The sequence below is a fragment of the Streptomyces sp. NPDC001717 genome (assembly GCF_042892775.1).
In the GTDB taxonomy this organism is placed as follows: Bacteria; Actinomycetota; Actinomycetes; order Streptomycetales; family Streptomycetaceae; genus Streptomyces.
Map to the genome: position 1 here is coordinate 1 of NZ_JBIAUK010000021.1, position 24,460 is coordinate 24,460.

The following is a 24,460-nucleotide window of genomic DNA, read 5'->3' on the forward strand; positions in this document are numbered from 1 at the left end:
GGAAGCTAAGCCTTTCAGCGCCGATGGTACTGCAGGGGGGACCCTGTGGGAGAGTAGGACGCCGCCGAACAATCATTGTGGGAAAGCCCCGCACCTTCTGGTGCGGGGCTTTTCTGCGTTCACCACCGATTCGCGGCCGGCTTACCGCATGCGCCGCCAGTCGAGTCAGGCCGCGTGTGCGGTGAATCGGACGTAGGTGTCGTCCGCGTCGATCGAGAGGTCGAGTTTGGCGTCCAGCGCGCGGGCCAAGGAATGGAGGAGGCCGAGCTCCGGGGAGACGGCTCCGCCTTCGATGTGTTCCACCTCGGCTTCGGACAGTCCGGCAAGCCGGGCGAGCTCGCTCGGAGAGAGACCCAGCGCGGTGCGTCGATCGTAGACGGCCTGGCCGAGCGCGATCGCGGCACCGGCTTCGATGTAGGCCGCATCTGCGCGATGGGCGTCCGGTACGTCCCACCGGGTGTGGTAGCCCTTGCTCACGACTGCTCCTCGAAGGCGCGATGGTAGATGGCCTCGGCGGCTGAGTGCTCGGACTCGCACTCCTTCTGCTTCCACAGAGCCCGCTGCACTTGGGACTCCTCCCGCATGCGGGACTTGGCGAAGACCGTCAGCAACACGATACGGCGGCCGGGCGCAAGCCAGTACGTGATGCGTACGGCCTCTGCGCCGAGGATGAAGCGAAGCTCCCGAACAGGCCCGTCGAGGTGCCGCGAGTACGGCTCGCCAAGTGTGGTCGGCGAGTCCAGGAGACGGTCGGCGTGGCGTTCCACGGCGCGGTAGTGGGCAACTGGCAGAGCGTCCAACCACTCACGGACCTCTGGTTCGATTTCCATGATCCAGCGTTCGGTCACCGACGGAGCCTAGGACTCGGCAGCGGCCGGGGGACGGGTGATCACGGGGGCGTCACCGGAAGGGGTGAACCCGCCGGGGCCTCGGCCGCATGAGTCTGCTGATCCTCTCATCCGGTGGCGTCGGGGCGGTCTGACACGATCTCGCTCGTAGGGTGGGGGTATGGGCTACGACCTCGTCATCTTCGACAACGACGGCGTGCTGGTGGACAGTGAGCCGCTCGCCAACAGTGTTCTCGCCGAGTACCTGACCGAGCTGGGGCACCCGACCACGTACGAGGACTCGCTCCGCGACTACATGGGCGCCGCCGTGCACCGGATCCACGATCTCGTCCAGGAGCGGACCGGGGAACAGCTGCCCGAGGACTTCGACCGGACCCTGATCGCGCGTACCTCCGCCGCCTTCGAGCGGGAGCTGAAGCCGGTCGCCGGCATCGAGGACGTGCTCGGGGCGCTGACCGCCAGTGGGGTCGGGTACTGCCTGGCGTCGTCCGGGAGCCACGAGCGGATCCGGGTCGGGCACCTGGCGGCCGGGCTCGACGGGTGGTTCGAGGAGGAGTGGATCTTCAGCTCGGACGACGTGGGCGAGGGCAAGCCCTCTCCGGAGTTGTTCCTGCACGCCGCCCGGCAGATGGGGGTGGACCCGGCCCGGTGCGTGGTCATCGAGGACAGCCCGCGCGGCATCGAGGCCGCGCGCGCGGCGGGGATGGACGTGTACGCGTACACCGCCATGCTCCCCGCCGATCAGCTGCCGGGGGCGACCGGGTACTTCGGGGACATGATGCAGCTCCCGGTGCTGCTGCAACTGCCTGTGTGATCTCTCTACCCACGAGTAGCCACGGGGCCTACGCTGTGCCGCCATGACGGCAATGGCAGATGTGCGGCTGCGGCGTGGGCGCGGCGCCCTGGGGTTCGGCTTCTTCGCGCAGGGAGTCACCTTCGCGCTGCTCGTGACGCGGATCCCGGCCATCCAGGACCAGTACGGGATATCCAACGGGCTGCTGCCCGCGTTCCTGGCCGCCGTGCCGATCCTGGCCGGCGCGTCGAGCGTCGCCACCGAGCACCTCGTGAAGCGGGTCGCGCCCAGCGTGGTGCTGCGGTGGGCGCAGCCGCTGGTGCTGTTGGCGCTGCTCGGGGTCGGGGCCGGCAGCCAGATGTGGCACGTGGCGGTGGCGCTGGGGGCGTTCGGGCTGTCGGTGGGTGCACTGGACGCCTCCATGAACATGCTCGGGGTGAGCCTCCAGCGGCAGTACGGCCGCAGCATCATGCTCGGTTTCCACGCCGCCTACAGCCTGGGCGGGATCGTCGGGGCGTCGGCCGCCTGGGCGGGGGCGCACTGGCACCTGGGCCTGTTCACGAGCTATCTGCCGGCCGTGGTCGTGCTCGTGCCGCTCGTGCTGGTGGGGAGCCGGTCGTACGTGGACCAGGGGGACCCCGCCGGCGACGTGGCGGGGGAGAAGGGTGCCGGGGGCGGGTCGTTCAAGCTGCTGCTGCCGCTGTGCCTGGTGATGGCGTGCGCGTACATCGGGGACTCGACGGTGGCGAACTGGAGTGCCAAGTACCTCCAGGACGTGCTGGGGAGTTCGGAGCAGCTCGCCACCGTCCCCTACAACGTCTACATGGTGACCACGCTCCTCGGGCGGGCCGTCGGGGACCTGGGGGTGCGCCGGTTCGGGGCCGTGGCCGTCGTGCGGTGCGGGACGGTGGTGGCCGCCGGCGGGTTCGCGGTCGTGGCGGCGGCGCCGGGGGCCTGGGTGGGGATGCTCGGCTTCACGCTGCTGGGGATCGGGTTGTGCGTGATCGTGCCGCAGACCTTCGCCGCCGCCGGGAGGCTCTTCCCCGGGGCGGCTTCCGACACGGCGATCGCCCGGCTCAACATCTTCAACTACGTGGGGTTCCTGATCGGGTCGCCGCTCGTCGGTGGGATCGGGGACGCCTGGAGCTATCGGGGCGCGATGCTCGTGCCGATGGTCCTGGTCCTGATCACGTTGTTCCAAGCCCGCTCGTTCGGAGCCGTGGAGGCCCGATACCGTGTCGGGCATGAGCGGCGAGCCGGTGACCGGGCTGTTGATGTGGGACGAGGCGGTAACGAAGTATGACTTCGGGCCCAGCCATCCGATGGATCCGGTGCGCCTGGCGCTGACCATGGGGCTGGTGCGCGCCTTCGGGCTGGACCGGGCGATGGAGGTACGGGCGGCCCGTGCGGCCGGGGACTCCACGCTGCGGCTCGTGCACCGGGAGGACTACGTCGCCGCGGTGCGCGAGGTGTCGGCGGACCCGGGGGTCGCGGACGGGTCGTACGGGCTGGGGACCATGGACGATCCCGCCTTCCACGGGATGCACGAGGCGTCCGCGCTGATCGCCGGGCAGTCGGTGGCGGGCGCGGAGGCGATCTGGCGGGGCGAGACCGGGCACGCCGTGAACTTCGCGGGAGGGCTGCACCACGCCATGCCGGGCGGGGCGGCCGGATTCTGCGTCTACAACGACGCGTCGCTGGCCATCGCGCGGCTGCTGGAGCTGGGGGCCGAGCGGGTCGCGTACGTGGACGTGGACGTCCACCACGGGGACGGCGTGCAGGCGGCCTTCTGGGACGACCCGCGCGTGCTGACCGTCTCGATGCACGAGCACCCGCGGACGCTGTTCCCGCAGACCGGTTGGCCGGAGGAGACGGGCGGCGAAGGGGCGGAGGGCAGCGCGGTGAACATCGCGCTGCCCGCCGGGACCGGCGACGAGGGGTGGCTGCGGGCCTTCCACGCGGTCGTGCCGGAGCTGCTGGCGGACTTCCGACCCCAGGTGCTGGTGACGCAGCACGGGGCCGACACCCACTTCGAGGACCCGCTCGCGCACCTCGCGGTGTCGCTGGACGCCCAGCGGGCCGTGCAGGAGGCGTGCCACGCCCTGGCGCACGAGTACGCGGACGGGCGGTGGCTGGCCCTGGGCGGCGGCGGGTACGCGGTGGTGGACGTCGTACCGCGGTCGTGGACGCACCTGGTGGGGATCGCCGCGCACCGGCCGGTGGATCCGCAGGCGGCGGTGCCGGACTCGTGGCGGGACGAGGTGTACGCGCGGACGCGGCAGTCGGCGCCGGCGCGGATGACGGACGGTCGGGTGCCCGAGTGGCGGGACTGGGAGGCCGGTTACGACCCGGCGGACCGTACGGATCAGGCCGTTCTCGCCACGCGGCGGGCGGTGTTCCCGCTGCGCGGGATGTTGACCTGACGGCAGTTGGGGCACAGGTGATGCATCGTTACGCCAACTGTGGGGCCATTACGCGGAATTGATGACCCGACAGGTGTGTGCGGGGCAGCATCGGAGGGTGTTGAGCACCGGCGCGCTGCGTGCGCATCTGCTGGCCGCCCGGTTGGCCGGGCCCGTCGCCACCTCCCGGGAGGAGAGCCTGCGCAGCTACCGGCTGTTCGCCGCGCGTGATCCGCGGGTGCTGCTGGGGCTGGATCCGGAGTGGGGCTGGGGCGAGGGCGATCTGCTGCGGCTGATGGCGGACAAGTGCGGGGTCTCGGCGGACCCGGCGCACGTCAGCGGCCCGGACGTGATCGATCCGGAGCGCACGATGGCCGCGCTGGACGCGTTCGCGGAGCGGCTGCGGGCGGTGGCCGGGCCCGGGGCACCCGTGTTGTTCGGGACGGGTCATCCTCACCGTCTCCTGGGGTTCTACGCCTGTTTGGCCGAGGCGATGTCGGCGGCGGGATGTGTTGTCCTCACCCCGGCGCAGGGGGCGGGTGTCGACATCGCGTCCCGGTTCGGCGTACGTACGTACCGCCTCGATTACGTACGGGGGGTCGCACTGGTGCGGGAACCCGGCGTGCGGTCGCCGGGGAGTGCGACCGGCGCGCACACGCATTCTCCGCTGCCGGTTCGGATCGCCCTGGGGGCCCTGGCGGAGGCCGGCGGGCCGTTGCCGGAGCTGGTGGTGGGTGATCACGGGTGGGTCTGCGGCGCAGGTCAGCTTGGTGTGGAGGCGATCGGGCTGGCCGACACGGATGATCCCGCGCTGTTCGTGGGGGAAGCCGAGGGGCAGGTGTCGGTGGCCGTTCCGCTTGATGACGCGGTGCGTGCGGACTACTACCGGCCGCTCACTCGCTATGTGCTCAATCGGGCGGGTCTGCCGGTTTGGCAGGAGGGGCCGTAGCTCCTCTTCCCCACTCGTCACGCCCGCCCCTACTCTGGGGAGTGAGCGTGCGACGACGAGGAGTAACCGGAGGGGAAGCCGGTGCCCGTCATGCGCGGAAGGTCAAGGTGTGTCATGGCTGCTGGCGAGAGGCCTCTCAGTGAGGTTCAGTTCCTGACCGTGGCGGAGGTCGCCTCGGTGATGCGAGTGTCGAAGATGACCGTGTACCGGCTGGTGCACAACGGTCATCTGCCCGCGATCCGGGTGGGCCGGTCCTTCCGGGTCCCCGAGAACGCGGTCCACGAGTACCTCCGAGAGTCCTATGTGGGGGTGGAGTCGGCCTGATAGTGACGGCCCTTCGGATGCCCTCGTAACTCCTGGGAAGCACTCGGATTACGGGCTCAGAGCTCGGGCGGGTAGGCTAGGCCGACGTAGGTCGTGTGGGCCCAGACGCCCCGCACCAGTGAAGAAGAAGTGAGCGAGGGTAGTCGTGGGCTCTGTTATCAAGAAGCGGCGCAAGCGGATGGCGAAGAAGAAGCACCGCAAGCTGCTCAAGCGCACCCGCGTCCAGCGCCGTAACAAGAAGTAAACGGCAGCTGTACGTGTTCTCCGCAGCCCCTCCACCATTCTGGTGGGGGGGCTGCGGTGCAGCCGGAGACGGGTGTTCCGATCTAGGGAGGCGCTGAGCTCGTGGGGAAGGTCGTGCTCGTCACCGGGGCTGCCCGGCAGCTGGGGGGCCGCTTCGTGCGCCGCATCCAGCGTGACCCGGAGGTCGAGCGGGTGATCGCCGTGGACGCGGTGGTGCCGCCGCACCGGCTGGGATCGGCCGAGTTCGTCCGTACGGACATCAGACAGTCGGCGATCGCCCGCGTGCTGGCCGAGCACGCCGTGGACACCGTGGTGCACCTCGCGGTCACCGGCGGCGCCGGGGGCAGCGGCGGCGGGCACAGCGCCGTCAAGGAAACGAACGTCATCGGGACGATGCAGCTCCTCGGGGCCTGCCAGAAGTCCCCGACGGTCCGGCGGCTCGTGGTGAAGTCCAGTACCAGCGTCTACGGGGGCACCTCCCGCGATCCGGCCGTCTTCACCGAGACCACGCAGCCCAAGTCGCTGCCGGCGGGCGGTTTCGCCAAGGACGCCACCGAGGTCGAGGGTTACGTACGGGGCTTCGCGCGCAGGCGGCCGGACGTCGCGGTCTGCGTGCTGCGGTTCGCGAACATCCTGGGGCCGTTCGCGGACTCGGCGCTCGCCGAGTACTTCTCGATGCCGGTGATGCCGACCGTGCTGGGCTACGACCCGCGGCTGCAGTTCGTCCACGAGGACGACGTGCTCGACGTGCTGCGGCTGGCCGCACAGGAGCCCCGGCGTGGCACGCTGAACAGTGGGACCTTCAACATCGCGGGCGACGGCGTGCTGCTGCTGTCGCAGTGCTCGCGGCGGTTGGGGCGGCCGACGCTGCCGCTGCTGCTGCCCGCGGTGACGTGGGCCGGGCAGGCACTGCGGGCGGTCGGGGTCACCGACTTCTCGCCGGAGCAGATCAGGCTCCTCACCCACGGCCGGGTCGTGGAGACCGCGCAGATGCGGGACGTGCTCGGCTTCGAGCCGATGTACACGACCGCCGAGACCTTCGCGGACTTCGCGCGCAGCCGGGGCGGCGGCCTGCTGCCGCCGGAGCGGGTCGGCCGCGCCGTGGACCGGGTGGCGGCCATGCTGGATGCAGACCTCGAAGCGGTTGAAGGAGCGAAGCGATAGTGGCGGACGCCAAGGTCATCCCGTTCGACGAGGACCGGCCGCGCCGGCGCACCCCGGGGCGGCGGGTCCGCGCGGTGCCCGAGCCGGCGCACGAGCCCGAGACGGCCCCCGTGACCGAGCCGGCCGCCGTCGCGGCTTCGGCGGGGGACGGCTGGGACAAGCGGATCGCCGGGGGACTGGCGTTCCTGCGGCGCCGGATCACCGGGGACTACGAGGTCGACGAGTTCGGCTACGACAAGGAGCTGACGGACCAGGTCCTGATGTCCATGCTCCGGCCGCTGTACGACAAGTACTTCCGGGTCGAGGTCAAGGGCATCGAGAACATCCCCAAGGAGGGTGGTGCGCTGATCGTGGCGAACCACTCGGGGACCCTGCCGCTGGACGGGCTGATGATGCAGGTGGCGGTCCACGACCACCACCCGGCGCAGCGGCACCTGCGGCTGCTGGCGGCGGACCTGGTGTTCATGCTGCCGGTGGTGAACGAGTTGGCGCGGAAGGCCGGGCACACCCTGGCGTGCGCGGAGGACGCGCAGCGGCTGCTGGAGGCCGGGGAGCTGGTCGGGGTCATGCCGGAGGGCTTCAAGGGGATAGGGAAGCCGTTCGGGGAGCGGTACAAGCTCCAGCGGTTCGGGCGCGGCGGGTTCGTGTCGACGGCGCTGCGGGCGGGCACGCCGATCGTGCCGTGCTCGATCGTGGGGGCGGAGGAGATCTACCCGATGGTCGGCAACGCGAAGACGCTGGCGCGGCTGCTGGGGATTCCGTACTTCCCGATCACTCCCACGTTCCCTTGGCTGGGGCCGTTGGGGGCGGTGCCGTTGCCGACGAAGTGGACGATCCAGTTCGGCGAGCCGATTCCCACTGCGGGGTACGCCGCTGAAGCCGCTGATGATCCGATGCTGATGTTCAATCTGACGGATCAGGTGCGGGAGCAGATTCAGCACACGCTGTACAAGCTGCTGGTGCAGCGGCGGTCTGTCTTCTTCTGACCGTTGAGTGCCGGGGCTCTGCCCCGACCCCGCGCCTCAAACGCCGGCGAGGCTGAATTGCCTCGCCGGCGTTTGCGCGTACTACTACCCCGCGTCCTCCGAGTTGAGCCCCAGGCCCGGGAGGATGCCCGGGAGGAGGGGCGGGAGGGTGATGTCCGGCTTGGTCTCGGACGGGCCGCCCGAGGACGGGGGCGCGGACTGGCCCTGCGGCGGGTTCAGCAGGTTGCCCGTACCGCCCAGGAGGCCGCCGGCCGGGGGCGTGGTGCTGCCCGACGGGGACGGCGCGGGGCTGCCGGAAGGCGTGCCCGGTGCGGGGGCGGTCTGCTGCTTGCCGCCGGGGGTGCCCGGTTTGGCGGGGGAACCGGACGGACCGGTGCCGCGCGTCTGCTCCGGGGGCTTGGGGAGCAGGCCCTGGAACGGCGCCACGTCTTCGTCTATGGCCTGGAAGACCGACTCGACGTCGCTGCCCACGTCGCCCAGCTGCGGCGGGAGCTTCTCCCGCAGCTTGCCCCACGCGTCGCGGTGGGCGCGGGAGAAGGACGACAGTGCCTGGATCGGGCCGAGCGAGCCGTCCCGGTCGTGGGCGGCCTGGAGGAGCCGGTGGCCCTCCTCGGCGTCGTGCTTCATGCCCGCGAGGGCCCGGCGGATCGCGCCGAGCGACTCGTGGTCCAAGTCGCCCGTGCGGCCGCGCTCCATCAGCCTGCGGGCTTCCGACAGCCGGCTCGAGGCCTGGTCGAGATAGAGCTCGCCCCGATCCGAATCGTCGTCGGCCATGCCCAGCTTCAGGTCCTCCATGCCCAGCTTCACGGGGTAGAGGTGGTCACCGGGCAGGGCGTCGGAACTGGCAGCGGCCACTCCGCTGAAGGCCCCCGCGGCCACACCCACGGTGAGGCCGCCCGCTGCGATGCCCTTGGACCAGCGGGAGCGGGGCCGCAATTTCCGGAGCGGGGTCGCCCGATGGGCGCCGCGGCCGGTCCGCTGTTCGGGCAACTGAGGGTCGGCGGCACCGCCTCCGGCCCTCTCCTCCAGCGCCATGGCCTCCATGGCGGCAACGAGCTGGGCTCGCTGCACCACTTTGACCTCTGGGTCCAGCACCGGGCGCGGCATTCGTTCGCCGAGCACGCTCGCCAGGGCCAACAACCGGTCGTGGTCGGCAGGTTCGGCAGGTGCCTCGGACTGCTCGGCCGCCGGGTCCGGTTCCGAAAAGTCGGACGGGGTCCGCTCCTCCAGGGCCTGGGCGAAGGCGTTCGCCCGCCGGTGCGGAGTGACGTTCGCGATCACTGGCGGCACCTCCTCTCGTCATGACGATCGACTCCCCAAGGTGTCCGGAAGGTTGCCTTCCTTGAGCACATCCACACTTTCGAGTGAGCGGCTTCGGGCAGGGCGTGTCCACAGGGAGCCTGCATTCCGCACAACGAGCGTCGCGGCACTTGGGTTACGGACGAAGGATGATCGGACCACAGCGTCATCGAGGGGTCACCGAATGTGTTGTCAGTAAGCGTCTGAAGATCAGCGGGCGTCGTCCGGAAGGAGGCGGGCCAGGGTGCGGACCGCCCGGTACTGGAGCGTCTTGATGGCGCCCTCGTTCTTCCCCATCACCCGGGCCGTCTCGGCGACCGAGAGGCCCTGCAGGAAGCGCAGTGTCACGCATTCCTGCTGCTGCGGATTGAGTTTCCGTACGGCCTCCAGCAGGGCCGCGTTGGAGAGGGACTCCAGGACGGAGTCCTCGGGACTGCGCTCGACCTCGTTCGCGTCGAGCATCTCGCCGGTGGTGACCTCCAGCCGGAACCGGCTGGACTTGAAGTGGTCCGCCACCAGGTTGCGCGCGATCGTCACGAGCCACGCACCGAAGTCGCGGCCCTGCCAGGTGAAGGTGGAGATGCGGCGCAGCGCGCGCAGGAAGGTCTCGCTGGTGAGATCCTCCGCGGTCGCCTTGCCGCCGACGCGGTAGTAGATGTAGCGGTACACCGTGTCGCTGTACTGGTCGTACAGGCGGCCGAAGGCCTCGGCCTCGCCTGCCTGGGCGCGCTCGACCAGGTCCATCATGCGGGCCTGGTCGCTGTCCGCGGTGGGGCGGCGGGGTGTGGGGGTGGTCTGGGTGCTCGTGCCGGCGGAGCCGCCCGAACCTCCGGCCGCGCGCCCTCGTCTGCCCACCGTCGCTCCGCCGTCGGTCAGGGCGTAGCAAGGTCCGGCCGGGCCGAAGCCGGCAGGGACCGCGGCGGCGAAGGCGGGGACGGCGTACGCGGTGGGGACGAAGCCGCGCAGGTGGTCGAGGACCGTTGCGCGCAGCGTAGCCAGGCCCGAGGCGTCAACCCCGACAGGTGGGTACACGGGACTCCCAGAGGCAGAGCTTCCATCACGTGCAGTGCGGGACCGTTCACCCGTCGTGGCGACAGATGGCCGGTGGCATGCGTTTGAGGAGAATAACGCTTCGTACAGGCAGCACTACACCCAGTTGCTCAAATCATCGATTCCGACACTTCCGTTGCGTGTCGAGGGCATATTCGGGTGCGGTTGGTGATCGATTCTTGATCACTTGGGTGCGCGGAATGGGCGCTTCCAGGGGGGCCGCGACCGAGTCGCGCGGGTCCGCGTGGTCCGCCGGAGCCGGGGGTAGAGCTGGGGGAATGCCCCGCGCCCACGGGCCCGAAACGCGGGCGGAGCCGCCCCGCGGCGGGCGGGACGGCTCCGGTGCTGGTGGCGGCCGGTGTCGGGCCGCCGGGGCGGTGGTGCGGAGGGTGCCGGGTTACTTGCGGCGGCGGTGCAGGGCGATCGCGGCGGCCGCGCCACCGGCGATCGCGCCGACTCCGGCGGCTGCCGGGACGCCGACCTTCACGGCCTTGCGGCCGGTCCGATAGTCGCGCAGTCGCCAGTCGTTGGTCCGGGCATGCTTGCGCAGTTTTGTGTCGGGATTGATCGCGTACGGATGCCCGACCAGCGACAGCATCGGGATGTCGTTGTGCGAATCGCTGTACGCGGCGCAGCGGGCGAGGTCGAGCCCCTCGGCGGCGGCCAGGGCGCGGACCGCCTCCGCCTTCGCGGGGCCGTGCAGCGGTTCGCCGACCAGGCGGCCGGTGTAGACGCCGTCGACGGACTCGGCGACGGTGCCCAGTGCCCCGGTGAGCCCGAGGCGGCGGGCGATGATCGTGGCCGTCTCCACGGGGGCGGCCGTGACCAGCCAGACCTTCTGACCGGCGTCGAGGTGGGCCTGGGCGAGGGCACGGGTGCCGGGCCAGATCCGCTCGGCCATGTACTCGTCGTAGATCTCCTCGCCGATGGACATCAGCTCGGAGACCCTGTGTCCCTTGACGATGGACAGGGCGCTGTCGCGGGCGTCCTGCATGTGCTCGGGGTCTTCGACGCCGGCGAGCCGGAACCAGGCCTGCTGCCAGGCGAAGCGGGCGAGCTCGCGGCGGCGGAAGAACTCGCGCTTGTAGAGGCCGCGGCCGAAGTGGAAGATCGCGGCGCCCTGCATGACGGTGTTGTCGAGGTCGAAGAAGGCGGCGGCGAGGTCGTCGCCGGCCACGGGGAACTCGATCTCTTCCTCTTCTTCCTCGAGGGCTTCGAGATCGGTGTCGAGATCGAGGTCGGAATCCGTGAGGTGCGGTGATTCGCCGAGTGCGGACTTGCGGGCGGCCTCGGCCGAGGCCTCGCCTGCCAGCACGCTGCGCGCTGTCGCGGAGCGTCTACGGGGTGTGAGCCATCCGAGAGCGGCCATGTGGCGAGCATAGCCACTGTGTTCGGGGGTTCCCGAACCGATGGGAAACGGAGGCGTTAACAGTTCGCTTCGCGGCGGCCGAGAATGGGTGCATGAGCCCTTTGTTGCGCCGTAAAGAGAAGAAGCGTCCCGAGGAGCGGATGGTGACGCTCATCGGGAAGCCGGGGTGCCACCTGTGCGACGACGCCGAGGAGGTGGTGGCGAAGGTGTGCGCCGAGACGGGCGCGCGGTGGGAGAAGAAGGACATCTCGCAGGACGAGGAGCTCCACCGGCTCCACTGGGAGCAGATTCCGGTGGTGCTGGTCGACGGCGAGCAGCACACCTTCTGGCGGGTGAACCCGGACCGGCTGCGGCAGGCATTGGGGGCCTGACCCCGTTCCTGGTTACCATCATGGGCGATTTGTGGGGTCTGGGGGCGTCTGCGTGAGGAGTGTGTACTGCTTTGCCCCCTTTTGGATTTGAACGGGTTCGGCGCACCCTTGACGCCACTCCCCTAAGCCGTGGTTGCGTGACCCCGGTCACTTTGGTCGGACAAATTGGACACAATCTTTGTGCACGCGTTCACAAAGGCATAGCCTGCTGTCGACGGGGCGGTCCTGGGACAAGTGACCGCCTGCAGCCCCGCTCATCCCGCAGGAGCATCGTGGCAACTGGCCGAACTCACCGACCGGCGACCCGCAGCCGAGGTATTCCCGAGGCCACTGTCGCCCGGCTTCCGCTGTACTTGCGTGCCCTCACCGCGCTCTCCGAGCGATCGGTGCCCACGGTGTCCTCCGAAGAGCTCGCGGCCGCGGCCGGAGTCAACTCCGCCAAGCTGCGCAAGGACTTCTCCTACCTGGGTTCCTACGGCACCCGCGGCGTCGGCTACGACGTCGAGTACCTCGTCTACCAGATCTCCCGCGAACTGGGCCTGACCCAGGACTGGCCGGTCGTCATCGTCGGCATCGGCAACCTCGGCGCAGCCCTCGCCAACTACGGCGGTTTCGCGTCGCGCGGGTTCCGCGTGGCCGCGCTGATCGACGCCGACCCCGCGATGGCCGGAAAGCCCGTCGCCGGGATGCCCGTCCAGCACACCGACGACCTCGAGAAGATCATCGAGGAGAACGGCGTCTCGATCGGTGTCATCGCGACGCCGGCCGGTGCCGCCCAGCAGGTCAGCGAGCGGCTCATCGCCGCCGGCGTGACCTCGATCCTGAACTTCGCGCCCACCGTCCTGCAGGTGCCGGACGGCGTGGACGTGCGCAAGGTCGACCTGTCCATCGAGCTCCAGATCCTGGCGTTCCACGAGCAGCGCAAGGCCGGAGAGGAAGCGGCGGCCGCCGCCTCCACCGGCGGCTCCTCCGTGGGCGGCGCCGCCCCCGCCGCGGCCGTGGTGCCGCCGGCCGGCCGGGCCGCCGCCGAGGCGCGCAAGGGCAACCCCGACGGTGACGTCCCGGCGGTGATGCCGGCATGAGTCTGCTCGTCGTGGGGCTGAGCCACCGCAGCGCGCCCGTGAGCGTGCTGGAGCGCGCCTCCCTGTCCGCCGACGCCAAGGTCAAGCTGCTGCACGACACGCTGGCGGCGGAACCGGCGGCCGAGGCGACGGTGCTCGCCACGTGCAACCGGATCGAGCTGTACGCCGACGTGGACAAGTTCCACGCCGGTGTCGCCGAGCTGTCCACGCTGCTGGCGCAGCACAGCGGTGTCGCGCTGGAGGAACTCACTCCGTACCTCTACGTGCACTACGAGGACCGGGCCGTCCACCACCTCTTCTCGGTGGCGTGCGGGCTGGACTCGATGGTGGTCGGCGAGGGCCAGATCCTCGGCCAGATCAAGGACGCGCTGGCGCTGGGCCAGGAGCAGCACACCGCCGGGCGCCTGATCAACGACCTCTTCCAGCAGGCGCTGCGGGTCGGCAAGCGGGCGCACTCGGAGACCGGGATCGACCGGGCCGGGCAGTCGCTGGTCACCTTCGGGCTGGAGCAGCTCGCCGTGCACGTCCCCGTGGGGGAGTGGGCCGCGGGCAAGCGGGCGCTGGTGATCGGCGCCGGGTCGATGTCCTCCCTGGCGGCGGCGACGCTGGCGCGGGTGGGTGTCGCCGAGGTCGTGGTGGCGAACCGGACCGCCGAGCGGGCGGAGCGGTTGGCGGAGATTCTGGTTGCCTCGGGCACCGGGGTCGATGCGCGGGCCATTCCGATGGCGGGTGTCACCGATGAGCTGACACGAGTCGACGTCGTGGTGTCCTGCACCGGGGCGACCGGTCTCGTGCTGACCGCCGACGACGTCCTCGCCGCCGTGTCCCGTGCGGGGCTGGACGTGGCCGATGCCGCGAGTCCGGTGCCGGTCACCGAACGGGGCTCCGCCCCGGACCCCGCGCCTCGAACGCCGGCGGGGCTGGATGTGCGGCTGGACCCGGAAGTCGTGGCGCGGCTCGTGGCTGCCGCCGAGGCGGGTGGCCGGCTGGCCGACGCCGGGGCGGCGCGGACCATTTCGGCCGCCGCCGGGACGGACGGGTGCCCCGTCGGGCTCGACGACCCGGCCGCGGATCCCGCGCGGAGCGCGAACGGGCGGGCCGCTCTGACCGGGGTCGACGCCAACGCCCTCGAACTGCACGGGACCTGGGCCGACCAGGGCGAGGCCGCCGCTCAGCGGCAGCCCCGCAAGAGCGGCCGGAGCCTGGCCGACGGGGCGGCTCCCGTACGGCTCGCGCTGCTCGACCTCGCCATGCCGCGGGACATCGACGCCGCCGTGCACCGGATCCCCGGCGTGCGGCTCGTCGACATCGAGAGCCTGGCCGAGGCCTCCGCCGACGCGCCCATGGCCGCCGACGTCGACGCCGTGCGCGGCATCGTCGCCGAGGAAGTCGCCGCCTTCGGGGCGGCGCAGCGGGCCGCGCACATCACGCCGACCGTCGTCGCGCTGCGCGCCATGGCGGCCGAAGTCGTCGCCATGGAAGTGGCGCGGCTCGACGGGCGGCTCCCCGATCTCGACGACCGGCAGCGGGCCGAGGTCACCCAGACCGTGCGCCGCGTCGTCGACAAGCTCCTGCACGCGCCGACCGTGCGCGTCAAGCAGCTGGCGAGCGAACCCGGCGGCGCCGGGTACGCCGACGCGCTGCGCGAACTCTTCGACCTCGACCCTCAGACGGTGGCATCCGTCAGCCGGGCGGACGCGGCCGATCCGAAGAACGACGACGACCCAGGACGGGCATCATGAACACAAGTCCCGACCAGCCGCTGCGGCTCGGTACGCGGCGGAGCAAGCTGGCCATGTCGCAGTCGGGCCACGTCGCCGACGCGGTACGGGCGATCACCGGCCGTCCCGTGGAGCTCGTGGAGATCACGACGTACGGTGACGTGTCGCGCGAGCACCTCGCCACGATCGGCGGGACCGGCGTGTTCGTCACCGCCCTGCGCGACGCGCTGCTGCGCGGCGAGGTCGACTTCGCCGTGCACTCGCTGAAGGACCTGCCGACCTCCCAGCCCGACGACCTCGTGATCGCGGCCATGCCGCTGCGCGAGGACCCGCGGGACGCGCTCGTCGCCCGTGACGGCCTGACCTTCGAGCAGCTGCCCGACGGGGCCCGGATCGGTACCGGTTCGCCGCGCCGCACGGCGCAGCTCAACGCGCTGGCGCTGTCCCTGGGCAAGCGGATCGAGACGGTGCCGATCCGCGGCAACGTCGACACCCGCATCGGGTTCGTGCAGGCGGGCGAGCTCGACGCCGTCGTGCTGGCCGCCGCCGGGCTGAACCGGATCGGGCGCGGTGACGAGGCGACCGACCTGCTGTCCGTCGACAACATCCTTCCCGCCCCCGGCCAGGGAGCCCTGGCCGTGGAGTGTCCCGCGTCCTCCACGGACCTCATCGCCGCGCTCGGCAAGCTCGACGACCCCCACACCCGGGCCGCCGTCACCGCCGAGCGTTCCCTGCTCGCCGCCCTGGAAGCCGGTTGCAGCGCGCCCGTGGGCGCGTACGCCGATCTCCTGGCCGACGGCCGGAATGTCAATGAAATGCGCCTGCGCGGCGTCGTCGGCACCCTCGACGGCTCGACGCTGGTGCAGCTGTCCACCACCGGTCCCGTGCCCCAGTCGTACGACGAGGCCATGGCGCTCGGCCGCGAACTCGCGGACGAGATGCTGGCCAAGGGCGCGGCCGGTCTGATGGGGGAGCGAGCGTGAGCCCCACAAGTCCGAACACCTCCGCCTATCCGGCCTTCGCCGCACACGGGCACGTCACCTTCCTCGGTGCCGGCCCCGGCGACCCGGGTCTGCTGACGCTGCGCGCCGTGGAGGCGCTCGCGGCAGCGGACGTACTGATCGCGGAACCAGAGGTGCTCGACGTCGTACGGACGCATGCGCGCGCGGGTGTCGACACGCCGCAGCTGACGGTCGCTGACGAGGCGTCAGCAGCCGCCGGGCTCCCGGTGATCCGCGATGCCGCCAATCTTGTCATGGAGGCCGCGCGCTCCGGCAGGCGGGTCGTCCGTGCCGTCACCGGCGACCCCGGACTCGACGGGAGCGCGGCCGAGGAGATGCTCGTCTGCGCCACCGAGGGCATCCCCTTCGAGGTGGTCCCGGGCGTCGCGACCGCGGTCGGCGTGCCCGCGTACGCGGGTGTGCCGCTCAGCGACAAGAAGGGCGCGGACGTCCGCTTCGTCGACGCGCGCAACGCCTCGGCGCGCTGCTGGAGCGAGGTCGGCGCGAGCGACGGCATCCTCGTCGTCTCCGCGACCCTGGAGACGGTCTCGGCCGCCGCCGCGGAACTGGTGAGCGCCGGGCGCAAGCCCGACACCCCGCTGACCGTGACCGTCGCCGGCACGACCACGCGCCAGCGCACCTGGCGTGCGACCCTCGGCACGATCGCCCAGGTGTTCAAGCAGGGCAAGGTGCTCCCCTCGCCCGAGGGCGCCCGGCCCGTCATAGCCGTGGTCGGTGAGCACGGCGCCGCCGCGTGCCGCGAGGAGCTGGCCTGGTTCGAGTCGAAGCCGCTGTTCGGCTGGCGGGTCCTCGTGCCGCGCACCAAGGAGCAGGCCGCCTCGCTCTCCGACCAGTTGCGTTCGTACGGCGCGGTGCCCCACGAGGTGCCGACCATCGCCGTGGAGCCGCCGCGCACCCCGCAGCAGATGGAGCGCGCGGTCAAGGGCCTGGTGACGGGCCGCTACGAGTGGATCGCCTTCACCTCGGTCAACGCCGTCAAGGCCGTCCGGGAGAAGTTCGAGGAGTACGGGCTCGACGCGCGTGCCTTCGCGGGCATCAAGGTCGCCGCGGTGGGCGAGCAGACCGCGGCCGCGCTCGTGGAGTTCGGCGTGAAGCCGGACCTGGTGCCGAGCGGCGAGCAGTCCGCCGCCGGTCTGCTGGAGGACTGGCCGCCCTACGACCCGGTCTTCGACCCGATCGACCGCGTGTTCCTGCCGCGCGCCGACATCGCCACCGAGACGCTGGTGGCCGGTCTGATCGAGCTGGGCTGGGAGGTCGACGACGTCACGGCCTACCGGACCGTGCGCGCGTCGCCGCCGCCGGCGGACACGCGCGAGGCGATCAAGGGCGGCGGCTTCGACGCCGTTCTCTTCACGTCGTCCTCGACCGTGCGCAACCTCGTCGGCATCGCCGGCAAGCCGCACAACGTGACCGTCATCGCCTGTATCGGGCCGGCGACGGCCAAGACGGCGGAGGAGCACGGCCTGCGGGTGGACGTCCTCTCCCCGGAGCCGAGCGTGAGCAAGCTCGCGGAGGCCCTCGCCGAATACGGCGCGGCGCGCCGCGAGGCGGCCAAGGAGGCCGGCGAAACGGTCTTCCGGCCGAGCGAACGCCGACCGGGGGCGCGGAGGCGTCGTACGACCTGAGGGTCGGTGGATTGAGGGGAAGGGCCCGGGTGCGCGCTGCGCGCCCGGGCCCTTCCTTTTCCCGGTGCGGGTGGCGGGGGGTGCGATCTAGGGTGGCCACCAGGGCTCGCCCCGGTTCTGGCTCCTGACCGATGCCGTCGTCCTCGCCCACCGGCCGACGTCCGGTGATCCGGGGCGCGTGGACATCGTCGTCGGCGCCGGTGTGAAGGTGGAGGCCTGGTGGGGTCCGCACGTGCTGCCCGACTCACCCCTGTTTGCGAGGCGATCCTCGGCCCCGGGGCGCATTACGGCAACGGCCTCGATTCGGTGCAGGACCACCTGAGCGGCGGGCCCTTGGTCGTCCCCCCGTTCACCCTCGTCTGGCACCGGGCCGACGTCGCCCGGGAGGCCCTGGCCGGGCACATCGTGGACCACGACCCCCGCCGCTCGTACTTCGAGGTGCTCGTGGAGTTCCTGCGCGAGCGCGGAGTCAGCGTCGTACTGGAGGAGCCGGGCAACGCTACCCAGGCGGGATCTGAGTAGCCGAGCGGATCCGGGGACGGGGCCGGCCAGGTTGAGTGTCCCCATGACCGATCTCGCTCCGAACCTCGACCCCGACCGGGACTCCCGGGCTTTCATCGCCCCGCTGGTCTCCACCCTGCTGACGCTGCCGCTGGGCCTGGTGTCGCTGTTCTTCGCGGGGATCTCGCCGATGGCGTGCGACTCCTGCAACGGACAGGCCGCCCACGACTTCGACGCGAGCTTCCGGATCGCCTGGCTGGTGCTCATGGCGGGGTTCGTGGTTGTTCTGGCACTGCTGGTGTGGTGCTGGGCCCTGCCCTGGCGCAAGGCCAACGCCGCCCGGCGCGTCGGGCTCGCGGTCGCCGCGCCGGCGGTGGTGGTGCTGGGCACCGTGGTGTTCTGGGCGCTGCTGGACCTGCCGTAGGGGTTCGCGAAGGGCTGGTGACGGAGGCCCGACGGATACTGGATCCATGCGCATCGAGCGGCGCTCCCCGGCCCGGCGGAGGACGGCCCTGGCGGTCGTCGCGGCCGTCGCTGCCGTCGTGTGCGCCGCTCCGGCGGCGGTGGCGGGCGATACCGGCGGGCGCACGGTTTCCCTCCCGGGAGGGCGGGTCGTCCATCTGGAATGCAGAGGGTCCGGCTCCCCGACCGTGGTGCTGGTGTCCGGCACGGGAGGCGCGGCGGACGAGTGGACGCACGTGGCCGCGCCCGCCGCCCCCGGCGCCCCGGCGGGAACCCTGGAGCTCAGGCCGAGCGCGTCGGCGGTGCTGCCGAGGGTCGCCGGGTACACCCGGGTGTGCGCCTACGACCGGCCCGGCACGACCCGGGCCGACGACACCCCCACCACCTCGACCCCGGTGCCGCAGCCGACCTCGGCGCGGGACGGCGCGGACGACCTGGGGGCGGTGCTCTCCGCCGCCGGTGAGAAGGGCCCGTACGTGCTGGTCGGCGCCTCGTGGGGAGCGATGATCACGGGCCTGTACGCGCGCACCCACCCGGCGGAGGCCGCCGGCCTGGTCACCGTCGACGGCGCCTCGCCGCACCTGCGCGACACCCTGACCCCCGAGCAGTGGGCGGACTGGACGCGCGCGGTCAGGGCGATGGCGAAGGGGGAGGGGAAGGAGAAGGGACGGGAGGTGCCCGACTACACGGCCTCCGTCGCCGAATTCCGCGCCGCCCCACCGCCGAGGGCGTCCGTACCGGCGGTGGTCCTGACGTCCGACCACCCGTGGGACCTGAAGGTCGGGACGACCGGGTCGACCTGGCCTGCGTGGCTCGCCGCGCAGCGGCGGCTGGCGGACGAACTCCACGCGCGGCACGTCACCCGCACCGACAGCGGCCACGGGATCGCGGTCGAGCAGCCGCGGCTGGTCGCGGACGCGATCCGCGAGGTCGTGGACCGGGCCCGTGCCCGGTAGCCCCTCAGAGGAACTCGTAGTACGGGCCGTCGGGGGTCCAGTTGCGGGAGCAGAGGGTGACGTCACGGCCCTTGAGGTAGGCCAGCAGCCACTCGCCGAACGTCATCTCGTACAGGGTCCAGGCGGGGCTGTCGAACTCCTGGACGACGGTGCGCCAGGGGCCGTCCGGCCCGTCGGGGACGCGGAGGAAGACCGCCTCGCCGGTGGTGGCCGAGGCGACGGGGAGGAGCTCCCCGGGGTTCCCGCCGACCGGGCTCGGGAGGTACTCGACCATGTCCTCCTGGCGCCAGAGGTCCAGGTCGAGCCGGATGTCCTTCCCCAGGTTGTGGAGGAGGTGCGGGGCGGGGTGGTTCAGGTACAGCTGGTTGTTGACCATGACCGAGCCGTAGGCGTCGACGATCTCGCGGAAGTCGGCGGGGAAGGTGGTGCCGAGTTCCTGTTCCAGGGCGAGCCAGGGGGTCGGGTCGGTCCAGTTGAACCGGGGTTCGCCGAGGAGGGCGGTTATGTCGGGGAGCGTTGCCACCGGGGCTACTGGGTGCTGACCCAGGCGGTGAGACCGGCCCAGGCGGTGGGGGTGAGGGTGAGGTTCGGACCGTCGGCGACCTTGGAGTCCCGGACGTGGACTTGGTCGGCGGGGCAGGTGGCGACCTCGACGCAGGCGTCTTCTACGCCGTTGCTGTACGAGGACTTCTGCCAGGTGATGGCGGCTTCGAGGCAGTTGCCGCCGTCGCTGCCGCTGTAGCTGGACTTGAACCACGCGAGTGGGGTGCTCATGGATCTCCTAGCAACTGGTCCAACAGGTCCCTGGTTTCCTCGGGGTTGAGGGCCTGTGTCCGCAGCATGGCATACCTCTGGGCAAGGATGCTGACCTCATCGAGATGGGAGACGACCAGGCTGCCGCGTTGGCTCTCGACGTACGCGATGTGCTCGTGTTCCTCCGTTTCCAGCAGGACGAACGGGCCGTCGAGGGCTGGATGGGTGGTTCGCGCGAGGGGGAGTACCTGAATGGTGACGCCTGGCAGGCGAGAGCAGGTCAAGAGGTGGCGGAGCTGTTCATCCAGCACATCGCGGCCGCCGAGCGGGCATCGGAGGACCGGCCCCCAGATCACAAAGCTCGCCAGCATGGGCTGGGGCCGGTGCAGGGCCGACTGGCGATCGAGGCGGGCGGCCGTCTGCGCGGCCAGGTCGTCCGCAGAGTAGAGAGGTATGCGGCTCTGGAAGACGGCTTCGGCGTAGGCCTGGGTCTGGAGAAGGCCCGGTACGACCTGATTCTCGTACGAGGAGACGGCCTGAGCCCGCTGCTCCAGGTTGATCAGTGGCTCTGCCCAGGGAGGGACCACGTCGATCTGGGGCATCTTGTGGGCAGCGACGGCCAGGATGCCAGGCAGTCCGAGTTCCCGGTCCATCACCTCCGCCACGTCAGGCATCAGCGGCCGTCGTCCCTGCTCGATGGAGGCGATGCTCTCCTCCGTGAGCCCCACCAGCTTGCCAAGTTCCTTCTGCGTGAGCCCCTTGGCGGTCCGGGCGACGGCGACCATCTCTCCGACCATCTTCATCGCCGTGCCGTTGGGACGTGTCCTCTTGCGTGGTGGCATGAACGTGAACTCCCCGCCCGAGTAGGCGAACTACCCGTACCAACCCGTACTGATCGCCGGGTACGGGTCTCCGTACTGCAAGAGGCTAGTCACGCACGGCAACCATCGTCCCGTGAACGTGGAAATCCAACCCGCCCTGCTGCGCGAGCGTTTCTACCCCCGCAGCCGTCAAAGCGTCGCTTCTGCCAGGGAGTTCGCACGTATGACACTTCACGCGTGGGGTGTCACACCCCGCCACGACGACGTGTTGCTCTGCGTGAGCGAGCTCGCGACCAACGCCCTGCTGCACGGCGTGCCGCCCGGCCGCGGGTACCGGCTGCGGATGCTGCGCTTCGAAGGGGTCGTACGGGTCGAGGTGCACGACAGCGGCGGCGGGCGGCCGCGGATCGAGGGTCGGGACACCGGGGCCGAGGGTGGGCGGGGGTTGCTGCTGGTGGCGGCGGTGGCCGACCGGTGGGGGGTCGGGATGCGGGTGCCGGGGAAGGTGGTGTGGTGCGAGTTCGCCACGGACACGGGGCCTACGCTTGACCCGACTGCTGTCGAAGCTCGAAGAGGCGACTGAAGATGAGCGCGTACGGATCCTTCCCCGGCTCGCGGCCCCGCCGGCTGCGTACGACCCCTGCCATGCGGCGCATGGTCGCCGAGTACCGGCTGCACCCCTCCGACCTGATCCTCCCGGCCTTCGTACGGGAGGGGATCTCCGAGCCGCTGCCGATCTCGGCGATGCCGGGCGTCGTCCAGCACACGCGGGACACGCTGCGGAAGGCGGCCGTGGAGGCGGTCGAGGCGGGCGTCGCGGGGATCATGCTCTTCGGCGTTCCGGCGGACGAGAACAAGGACGCGCTCGGCACGGCCGGCACCGAGCCGGACGGGATCCTCCAGGTCGCCATCCGCGACGTGAAGGCCGAGGTCGGGGACGATCTCGTGATCATGTCCGACCTGTGTCTGGACGAGTACACCGACCACGGCCACTGCGGGGTCCTCGACGAGAACGGCCGCGTCGACAACGACGCGACGCTGGAGCGGTACGCCGAGATGGCGCAGGTCCAGGCCGACGCGGGCGTCCACGTGGTGGGCCCCAGCGGAATGATGGACGGCCAGGTCGGCGTGATCCGCGACGCGCTCGACGAGACCGGGCACGAGGACGTCTCGATCCTCGCGTACACGGCGAAGTACTCCTCCGCCTTCTACGGACCGTTCCGCGAGGCCGTCGCGTCGAGCCTCCAGGGCGACCGCAAGACCTACCAGCAGGACCCGGCCAACGCCCGCGAGTCCCTGCGGGAGCTGGCCCTCGACCTGGAGGAGGGCGCCGACATGGTGATGGTCAAGCCGGCCGGTCCCTACCTCGACATCCTCTACCGGGTCGCGGAGTCCGTGGACGTGCCGGTCGCGGCGTACCAGATCAGCGGCGAGTTCGCGATGATCGAGGCGGCGGCGGAGAAGGGCTGGATCGAGCGGGACCGGGCGATCATGGAGACCCTCCTCGGCATCAAGCGGGCCGGCGCGGACACGATCCTCACGTACTGGGCGACCGAGGTCGCCCAGTGGCTGCGCGCCGAGCGCTGACGCCTCGGGGTCGTCTCAGAGGCGGGCCGCCGCCGGATAGTCCGGGCCCCAGCCGGAGGCGGACGTGGCGGAGGACTTCGCGGGGGCCTTCTCCCCGTCCGGGAAGTCCTGGCCCCACCCGCTCGCCACGGCCAGGACCGCCGCCAGGGCGAGGGCGCTGAGGGCGGCGAGGAGGGCGCTCTTCGTCTTCATGGCCGGGAGCATCTCAGGGGTGCCCCGGCGGACGGAAGGGTTCACGCGCGGCCGGTCGCCGAACGGCCCGACCTTGGCGTGGAATTCACGAGCCGGTCGTGAAACCGAAGCGGGTCGGCACGCGTCCCTGAATCCGTACGCCGTCCGGCCGGTCACGGGGGTCCGGCCGGACGGCGTACGCGGCGCTACGCGCGTTCCTAGCCGAGCGGCAGGTCCAGGTACGACGGGGTCGCCTCGGGTGAGGTGAAGGCGAGGGTCGCCCGCGGCAGGTTCGCGTCCCCGTAGAAGGGGTCGCGGGCGTCGATCACCAGCAGCAGGCGGTGCCCGCGCGGTACGTCGTACGCCGTGGCCTGGAGGTCGATGTCCGCGCTGACCAGGCTGTCGGGCGCCGAGCCGAGGTCGGTGTAGGGGGCGTGGGTGACGATGTGGCCCGTGCCGTCCGGGGCCGTGTCGAGCAGGTACGCGATGAAGGTGGAGCCCGGGTTCGGGGCCCGGTACGTCACGCGCAGGCGCGGGGTGCCGCGCAGCCGGGTGGTCTCGCGGGCGGGTTCCGAGGCCCAGACGGCGGCGACGGAACGGTCGATGGTCCCGGTCGGGTAGACCTTCGGGCGCCCGGCGATCTCCGCGTATCCGGACTCGACGACCTTGTCGGCGACGGTGGCGGGGGTGTCGATCCCGCACAGTACGGTCGCCGTCCAGCCGGCCTCCGGTTCCTCGGCGAGTTCCCCGCTGCCCGCCAGGTGCAGCCGGTGGACCCGCTCGGTGAGGGAGTGCCAGGTGGGGCGCGGTTCGAGCGTCTTGCTCCACATGACCTCGCTGATCACCTGGCCCTCGTCGGCGATGCCGTTCTCGATGTCCCTGAGGTGGTGGTCGAACCAGCGGTGGGCGTCCGTCCAGATCCGGTTGGGGAGGCCGACCATGCCCGTCATCTCGGGCCCGGAGTGGTCGCCGATGGACAGGACGAGGCGTTTGGGGCCGGTGAGTTCGTTGAACGTCTTCAGGGTCTGGTTGGTGGGGAAGAGCGTCTCGTGCCAGGCGTGCGCGAAGAGGACGGGCACCTGGCGGCGGTTGAGCTCCTTGATGTGGGTGAGGGGCGAGCGCTGCTCGGCCCAGCGCAGGGTGCCCTCGATGTCCCGGTTGGCGAGGACGTTGTCGAAGACGCTCCGGGTCTGCGGGCTCAGCCGCGCCTTCGCGGCCGCGCCGAGCAGGGCCCGTACGGCGGCGACGTGGCGGGTGGAGTTCTCGTAGAACGCCTCGCCGAGGTCGCCCCAGGTGCTGAGCGCGACGACGGCGCCGACGCGGGTGTCGTGGGCGGCGACGAGCTGGCTGATGCCGGAGCCGTACGAGTCGCCGAGGAAGCCGATCTTCGTCACGGGGCCGGTCGTGCGCTCGATGAGGTGGTCCAGGGCGCGGCTGCCGTCGGCGACGTCGAGGGGGCCGGCCACTTCGACGCGGCCTTCGGAGGAGGAGAAGCCGCGGGTGGTGTAGGCGAGGACGTTGTAGCCGCGGGCCGCGAAGAGGGTGGCCTGGACGGCGTAGAGGATCCAGCCGTGGTTCGTCCACGGGGACGGCATCACGATCAGCGGGCGCGGCAGACTGCCGGTGTGCCGCCACATCCCGGCGTCGAGGAGGTCGCCGTCGGCGCCGGTCACCTTGGTGCGGGTGAAGACGGCGACGGAGCGGGCCTCGGCGACCTCGGCGGCGCGGGCGGGGGGAAGGCCGGTGACGTCGCCGGTCTCCAGGGCTGCGACGAAGGCGGCGAGGGCGGCGGCGTCGAGCTCGGGGTAGAGGGAGGCGGGGGTGTCGGCGTTGTCGGCGGCGTCGGGCAGTCCGGGGGATTGGGCGGGTGGGGTCACGGCGGGTACGTCCTCTTCGTCGGGCGGCAGCGAATGCCGGCGAGTACATGAACGTGTGCGCGCGCCCGGGCCCGGAGCGGAACG

General features: G+C 71.3%; 28 protein-coding genes. 18 read left to right on the forward strand and 10 right to left on the reverse strand.

Features of this window, described 5'->3' with window-relative positions:
- Positions 1 to 165 precede the first annotated feature (165 nt).
- Positions 166 to 477, reverse strand: coding sequence for a helix-turn-helix domain-containing protein (locus ACFYZL_RS27290; protein ID WP_384750762.1), 312 nt, complete (start codon positions 475 to 477; stop codon positions 166 to 168).
- On the reverse strand, positions 474 to 848 hold the full coding sequence (locus ACFYZL_RS27295; protein ID WP_388682586.1) for a type II toxin-antitoxin system RelE/ParE family toxin: 375 nt from the start codon (positions 846 to 848) through the stop codon (positions 474 to 476). The genes ACFYZL_RS27290 and ACFYZL_RS27295 overlap by 4 nt, the downstream gene beginning before the upstream one ends.
- 160 nt (positions 849 to 1,008) lie before the next feature.
- Between ACFYZL_RS27295 and ACFYZL_RS27300 the strand changes: the two genes are divergently transcribed.
- The 8 genes from ACFYZL_RS27300 (at position 1,009) to ACFYZL_RS27335 (ending at position 7,709) form a co-directional block, all read left to right on the forward strand.
- Positions 1,009 to 1,662, forward strand: coding sequence for an HAD family hydrolase (locus ACFYZL_RS27300; RefSeq protein WP_384750756.1), 654 nt, complete (start codon positions 1,009 to 1,011; stop codon positions 1,660 to 1,662).
- 52 nt (positions 1,663 to 1,714) lie between these two features.
- Positions 1,715 to 2,944: an MFS transporter gene (locus ACFYZL_RS27305; protein ID WP_388682732.1), complete on the forward strand. Its 1,230-nt coding sequence runs from the start codon at positions 1,715 to 1,717 to the stop codon at positions 2,942 to 2,944.
- The gene (locus tag ACFYZL_RS27310; protein ID WP_384750766.1) at positions 2,916 to 4,064 is read left to right on the forward strand and encodes an acetoin utilization protein AcuC; all 1,149 of its coding nucleotides are present in this window, start codon (positions 2,916 to 2,918) and stop codon (positions 4,062 to 4,064) included. The genes ACFYZL_RS27305 and ACFYZL_RS27310 overlap by 29 nt, the downstream gene beginning before the upstream one ends.
- A 97-nt stretch (positions 4,065 to 4,161) precedes the next feature.
- Positions 4,162 to 4,992 (forward strand): phosphatase, encoded by an 831-nt coding sequence (locus ACFYZL_RS27315; protein WP_384750754.1) that lies wholly within the window; start codon positions 4,162 to 4,164, stop codon positions 4,990 to 4,992.
- Between the two features lie 114 nt (positions 4,993 to 5,106).
- On the forward strand, positions 5,107 to 5,316 hold the full coding sequence (locus ACFYZL_RS27320) for a helix-turn-helix domain-containing protein (RefSeq protein ID WP_008738568.1): 210 nt from the start codon (positions 5,107 to 5,109) through the stop codon (positions 5,314 to 5,316).
- A gap of 145 nt (positions 5,317 to 5,461) precedes the next feature.
- Positions 5,462 to 5,560: a 30S ribosomal protein bS22 gene (locus ACFYZL_RS27325; protein WP_003948845.1), complete on the forward strand. Its 99-nt coding sequence runs from the start codon at positions 5,462 to 5,464 to the stop codon at positions 5,558 to 5,560.
- Positions 5,561 to 5,661: 101 nt separating this feature from the next.
- Positions 5,662 to 6,723: an NAD-dependent epimerase/dehydratase family protein gene (locus ACFYZL_RS27330; protein ID WP_384750751.1), complete on the forward strand. Its 1,062-nt coding sequence runs from the start codon at positions 5,662 to 5,664 to the stop codon at positions 6,721 to 6,723.
- Entirely contained in the window at positions 6,723 to 7,709 is a 987-nt protein-coding gene (locus tag ACFYZL_RS27335) for a lysophospholipid acyltransferase family protein (protein WP_384750748.1), read from the forward strand. The genes ACFYZL_RS27330 and ACFYZL_RS27335 overlap by 1 nt, the downstream gene beginning before the upstream one ends.
- An 84-nt stretch (positions 7,710 to 7,793) precedes the next feature.
- Here ACFYZL_RS27335 and ACFYZL_RS27340 read toward each other — a convergent pair whose 3' ends face one another.
- The 3 genes from ACFYZL_RS27340 to ACFYZL_RS27350 all read right to left on the reverse strand — a co-directional run bounded on the left by ACFYZL_RS27340 (position 7,794) and on the right by ACFYZL_RS27350 (position 11,427).
- Positions 7,794 to 8,990, reverse strand: coding sequence for a DUF5667 domain-containing protein (locus tag ACFYZL_RS27340; RefSeq protein WP_388682589.1), 1,197 nt, complete (start codon positions 8,988 to 8,990; stop codon positions 7,794 to 7,796).
- Between the two features lie 228 nt (positions 8,991 to 9,218).
- Positions 9,219 to 10,040: an ECF subfamily RNA polymerase sigma factor, BldN family gene (locus tag ACFYZL_RS27345; protein WP_384750743.1), complete on the reverse strand. Its 822-nt coding sequence runs from the start codon at positions 10,038 to 10,040 to the stop codon at positions 9,219 to 9,221.
- Positions 10,041 to 10,455: 415 nt separating this feature from the next.
- Positions 10,456 to 11,427 (reverse strand): HAD family hydrolase, encoded by a 972-nt coding sequence (locus ACFYZL_RS27350; protein ID WP_384750740.1) that lies wholly within the window; start codon positions 11,425 to 11,427, stop codon positions 10,456 to 10,458.
- A 92-nt stretch (positions 11,428 to 11,519) separates the two neighbouring features.
- Here ACFYZL_RS27350 and ACFYZL_RS27355 point away from each other — a divergent pair, with 92 nt between their 5' ends.
- From ACFYZL_RS27355 to ACFYZL_RS27390, 8 genes are all read left to right on the forward strand, one after another.
- Complete coding sequence (locus ACFYZL_RS27355) at positions 11,520 to 11,798, forward strand: glutaredoxin family protein (RefSeq protein ID WP_384750737.1); 279 nt, start codon at positions 11,520 to 11,522, stop codon at positions 11,796 to 11,798.
- Positions 11,799 to 12,070: 272 nt separating this feature from the next.
- The gene (locus ACFYZL_RS27360) at positions 12,071 to 12,880 is read left to right on the forward strand and encodes a redox-sensing transcriptional repressor Rex (RefSeq protein WP_384750734.1); all 810 of its coding nucleotides are present in this window, start codon (positions 12,071 to 12,073) and stop codon (positions 12,878 to 12,880) included.
- Positions 12,877 to 14,622, forward strand: coding sequence for a glutamyl-tRNA reductase (locus ACFYZL_RS27365; protein ID WP_384750731.1), 1,746 nt, complete (start codon positions 12,877 to 12,879; stop codon positions 14,620 to 14,622). The genes ACFYZL_RS27360 and ACFYZL_RS27365 overlap by 4 nt, the downstream gene beginning before the upstream one ends.
- Complete coding sequence (gene hemC / locus ACFYZL_RS27370; RefSeq protein WP_384750728.1) at positions 14,619 to 15,584, forward strand: hydroxymethylbilane synthase; 966 nt, start codon at positions 14,619 to 14,621, stop codon at positions 15,582 to 15,584. Before ACFYZL_RS27365 ends, hemC begins: the two co-directional genes overlap by 4 nt.
- A complete protein-coding gene (locus ACFYZL_RS27375) occupies positions 15,581 to 17,248 on the forward strand; it encodes a uroporphyrinogen-III synthase (RefSeq protein WP_384750725.1) in 1,668 nt (555 codons plus the stop codon). Before hemC ends, ACFYZL_RS27375 begins: the two co-directional genes overlap by 4 nt.
- A 219-nt stretch (positions 17,249 to 17,467) precedes the next feature.
- Positions 17,468 to 17,770, forward strand: coding sequence for a hypothetical protein (locus ACFYZL_RS27380; protein ID WP_388682595.1), 303 nt, complete (start codon positions 17,468 to 17,470; stop codon positions 17,768 to 17,770).
- A gap of 43 nt (positions 17,771 to 17,813) precedes the next feature.
- Positions 17,814 to 18,173, forward strand: coding sequence for a hypothetical protein (locus ACFYZL_RS27385; protein WP_384750719.1), 360 nt, complete (start codon positions 17,814 to 17,816; stop codon positions 18,171 to 18,173).
- A 46-nt stretch (positions 18,174 to 18,219) separates the two neighbouring features.
- A complete protein-coding gene (locus ACFYZL_RS27390) occupies positions 18,220 to 19,167 on the forward strand; it encodes an alpha/beta fold hydrolase (protein WP_388682598.1) in 948 nt (315 codons plus the stop codon).
- A gap of 4 nt (positions 19,168 to 19,171) precedes the next feature.
- On the opposite strand, the gene ACFYZL_RS27395 is transcribed toward ACFYZL_RS27390, so the two are convergent.
- Genes ACFYZL_RS27395 through ACFYZL_RS27405 form a run of 3 tightly spaced genes read right to left on the reverse strand, consistent with a single transcriptional unit; the run spans position 19,172 to position 20,762 of the window.
- Positions 19,172 to 19,690 carry an SMI1/KNR4 family protein gene (locus tag ACFYZL_RS27395; RefSeq protein WP_388682602.1) on the reverse strand — a complete coding sequence of 173 codons (519 nt, stop codon included), beginning with the start codon at positions 19,688 to 19,690 and terminating at the stop codon, positions 19,172 to 19,174.
- A 5-nt stretch (positions 19,691 to 19,695) separates the two neighbouring features.
- The gene (locus ACFYZL_RS27400; RefSeq protein WP_388682605.1) at positions 19,696 to 19,941 is read right to left on the reverse strand and encodes a DUF397 domain-containing protein; all 246 of its coding nucleotides are present in this window, start codon (positions 19,939 to 19,941) and stop codon (positions 19,696 to 19,698) included.
- Entirely contained in the window at positions 19,938 to 20,762 is an 825-nt protein-coding gene (locus tag ACFYZL_RS27405; RefSeq protein WP_388682608.1) for a Scr1 family TA system antitoxin-like transcriptional regulator, read from the reverse strand. Before ACFYZL_RS27405 ends, ACFYZL_RS27400 begins: the two co-directional genes overlap by 4 nt.
- A 118-nt stretch (positions 20,763 to 20,880) precedes the next feature.
- Between ACFYZL_RS27405 and ACFYZL_RS27410 the strand changes: the two genes are divergently transcribed.
- Entirely contained in the window at positions 20,881 to 21,324 is a 444-nt protein-coding gene (locus ACFYZL_RS27410; protein ID WP_388682735.1) for an ATP-binding protein, read from the forward strand.
- 2 nt (positions 21,325 to 21,326) lie between these two features.
- On the forward strand, positions 21,327 to 22,328 hold the full coding sequence (hemB, locus tag ACFYZL_RS27415) for a porphobilinogen synthase (protein ID WP_384750706.1): 1,002 nt from the start codon (positions 21,327 to 21,329) through the stop codon (positions 22,326 to 22,328).
- A gap of 15 nt (positions 22,329 to 22,343) precedes the next feature.
- On the opposite strand, the gene ACFYZL_RS27420 is transcribed toward hemB, so the two are convergent.
- Together ACFYZL_RS27420 and ACFYZL_RS27425 are read right to left on the reverse strand one after the other, a co-directional pair.
- Positions 22,344 to 22,520 (reverse strand): hypothetical protein, encoded by a 177-nt coding sequence (locus ACFYZL_RS27420; RefSeq protein ID WP_384750704.1) that lies wholly within the window; start codon positions 22,518 to 22,520, stop codon positions 22,344 to 22,346.
- Positions 22,521 to 22,717: 197 nt separating this feature from the next.
- On the reverse strand, positions 22,718 to 24,376 hold the full coding sequence (locus ACFYZL_RS27425; protein ID WP_388682611.1) for a CocE/NonD family hydrolase: 1,659 nt from the start codon (positions 24,374 to 24,376) through the stop codon (positions 22,718 to 22,720).
- Between the last annotated feature and the right edge of the window lie 84 nt (positions 24,377 to 24,460).

Coding starts and splice junctions, on each gene's coding strand:
- hemB (WP_384750706.1), top strand. CDS start 21,327: ATGAGCGCGTACGGATCCTTCCCCGGCTCGCGGCCCCGCCGGCTGCGT.
- ACFYZL_RS27300 (WP_384750756.1), top strand. CDS start 1,009: ATGGGCTACGACCTCGTCATCTTCGACAACGACGGCGTGCTGGTGGAC.
- ACFYZL_RS27305 (WP_388682732.1), top strand. CDS start 1,715: ATGGCAGATGTGCGGCTGCGGCGTGGGCGCGGCGCCCTGGGGTTCGGC.
- hemC (WP_384750728.1), top strand. CDS start 14,619: ATGAACACAAGTCCCGACCAGCCGCTGCGGCTCGGTACGCGGCGGAGC.
- ACFYZL_RS27420 (WP_384750704.1), bottom strand. CDS start 22,520: ATGAAGACGAAGAGCGCCCTCCTCGCCGCCCTCAGCGCCCTCGCCCTG.
- ACFYZL_RS27385 (WP_384750719.1), top strand. CDS start 17,814: ATGACCGATCTCGCTCCGAACCTCGACCCCGACCGGGACTCCCGGGCT.
- ACFYZL_RS27400 (WP_388682605.1), bottom strand. CDS start 19,941: ATGAGCACCCCACTCGCGTGGTTCAAGTCCAGCTACAGCGGCAGCGAC.
- ACFYZL_RS27405 (WP_388682608.1), bottom strand. CDS start 20,762: ATGCCACCACGCAAGAGGACACGTCCCAACGGCACGGCGATGAAGATG.
- ACFYZL_RS27355 (WP_384750737.1), top strand. CDS start 11,520: ATGAGCCCTTTGTTGCGCCGTAAAGAGAAGAAGCGTCCCGAGGAGCGG.
- ACFYZL_RS27310 (WP_384750766.1), top strand. CDS start 2,916: ATGTGGGACGAGGCGGTAACGAAGTATGACTTCGGGCCCAGCCATCCG.
- ACFYZL_RS27390 (WP_388682598.1), top strand. CDS start 18,220: ATGCGCATCGAGCGGCGCTCCCCGGCCCGGCGGAGGACGGCCCTGGCG.
- ACFYZL_RS27350 (WP_384750740.1), bottom strand. CDS start 11,427: ATGGCCGCTCTCGGATGGCTCACACCCCGTAGACGCTCCGCGACAGCG.
- ACFYZL_RS27320 (WP_008738568.1), top strand. CDS start 5,107: ATGGCTGCTGGCGAGAGGCCTCTCAGTGAGGTTCAGTTCCTGACCGTG.
- ACFYZL_RS27365 (WP_384750731.1), top strand. CDS start 12,877: ATGAGTCTGCTCGTCGTGGGGCTGAGCCACCGCAGCGCGCCCGTGAGC.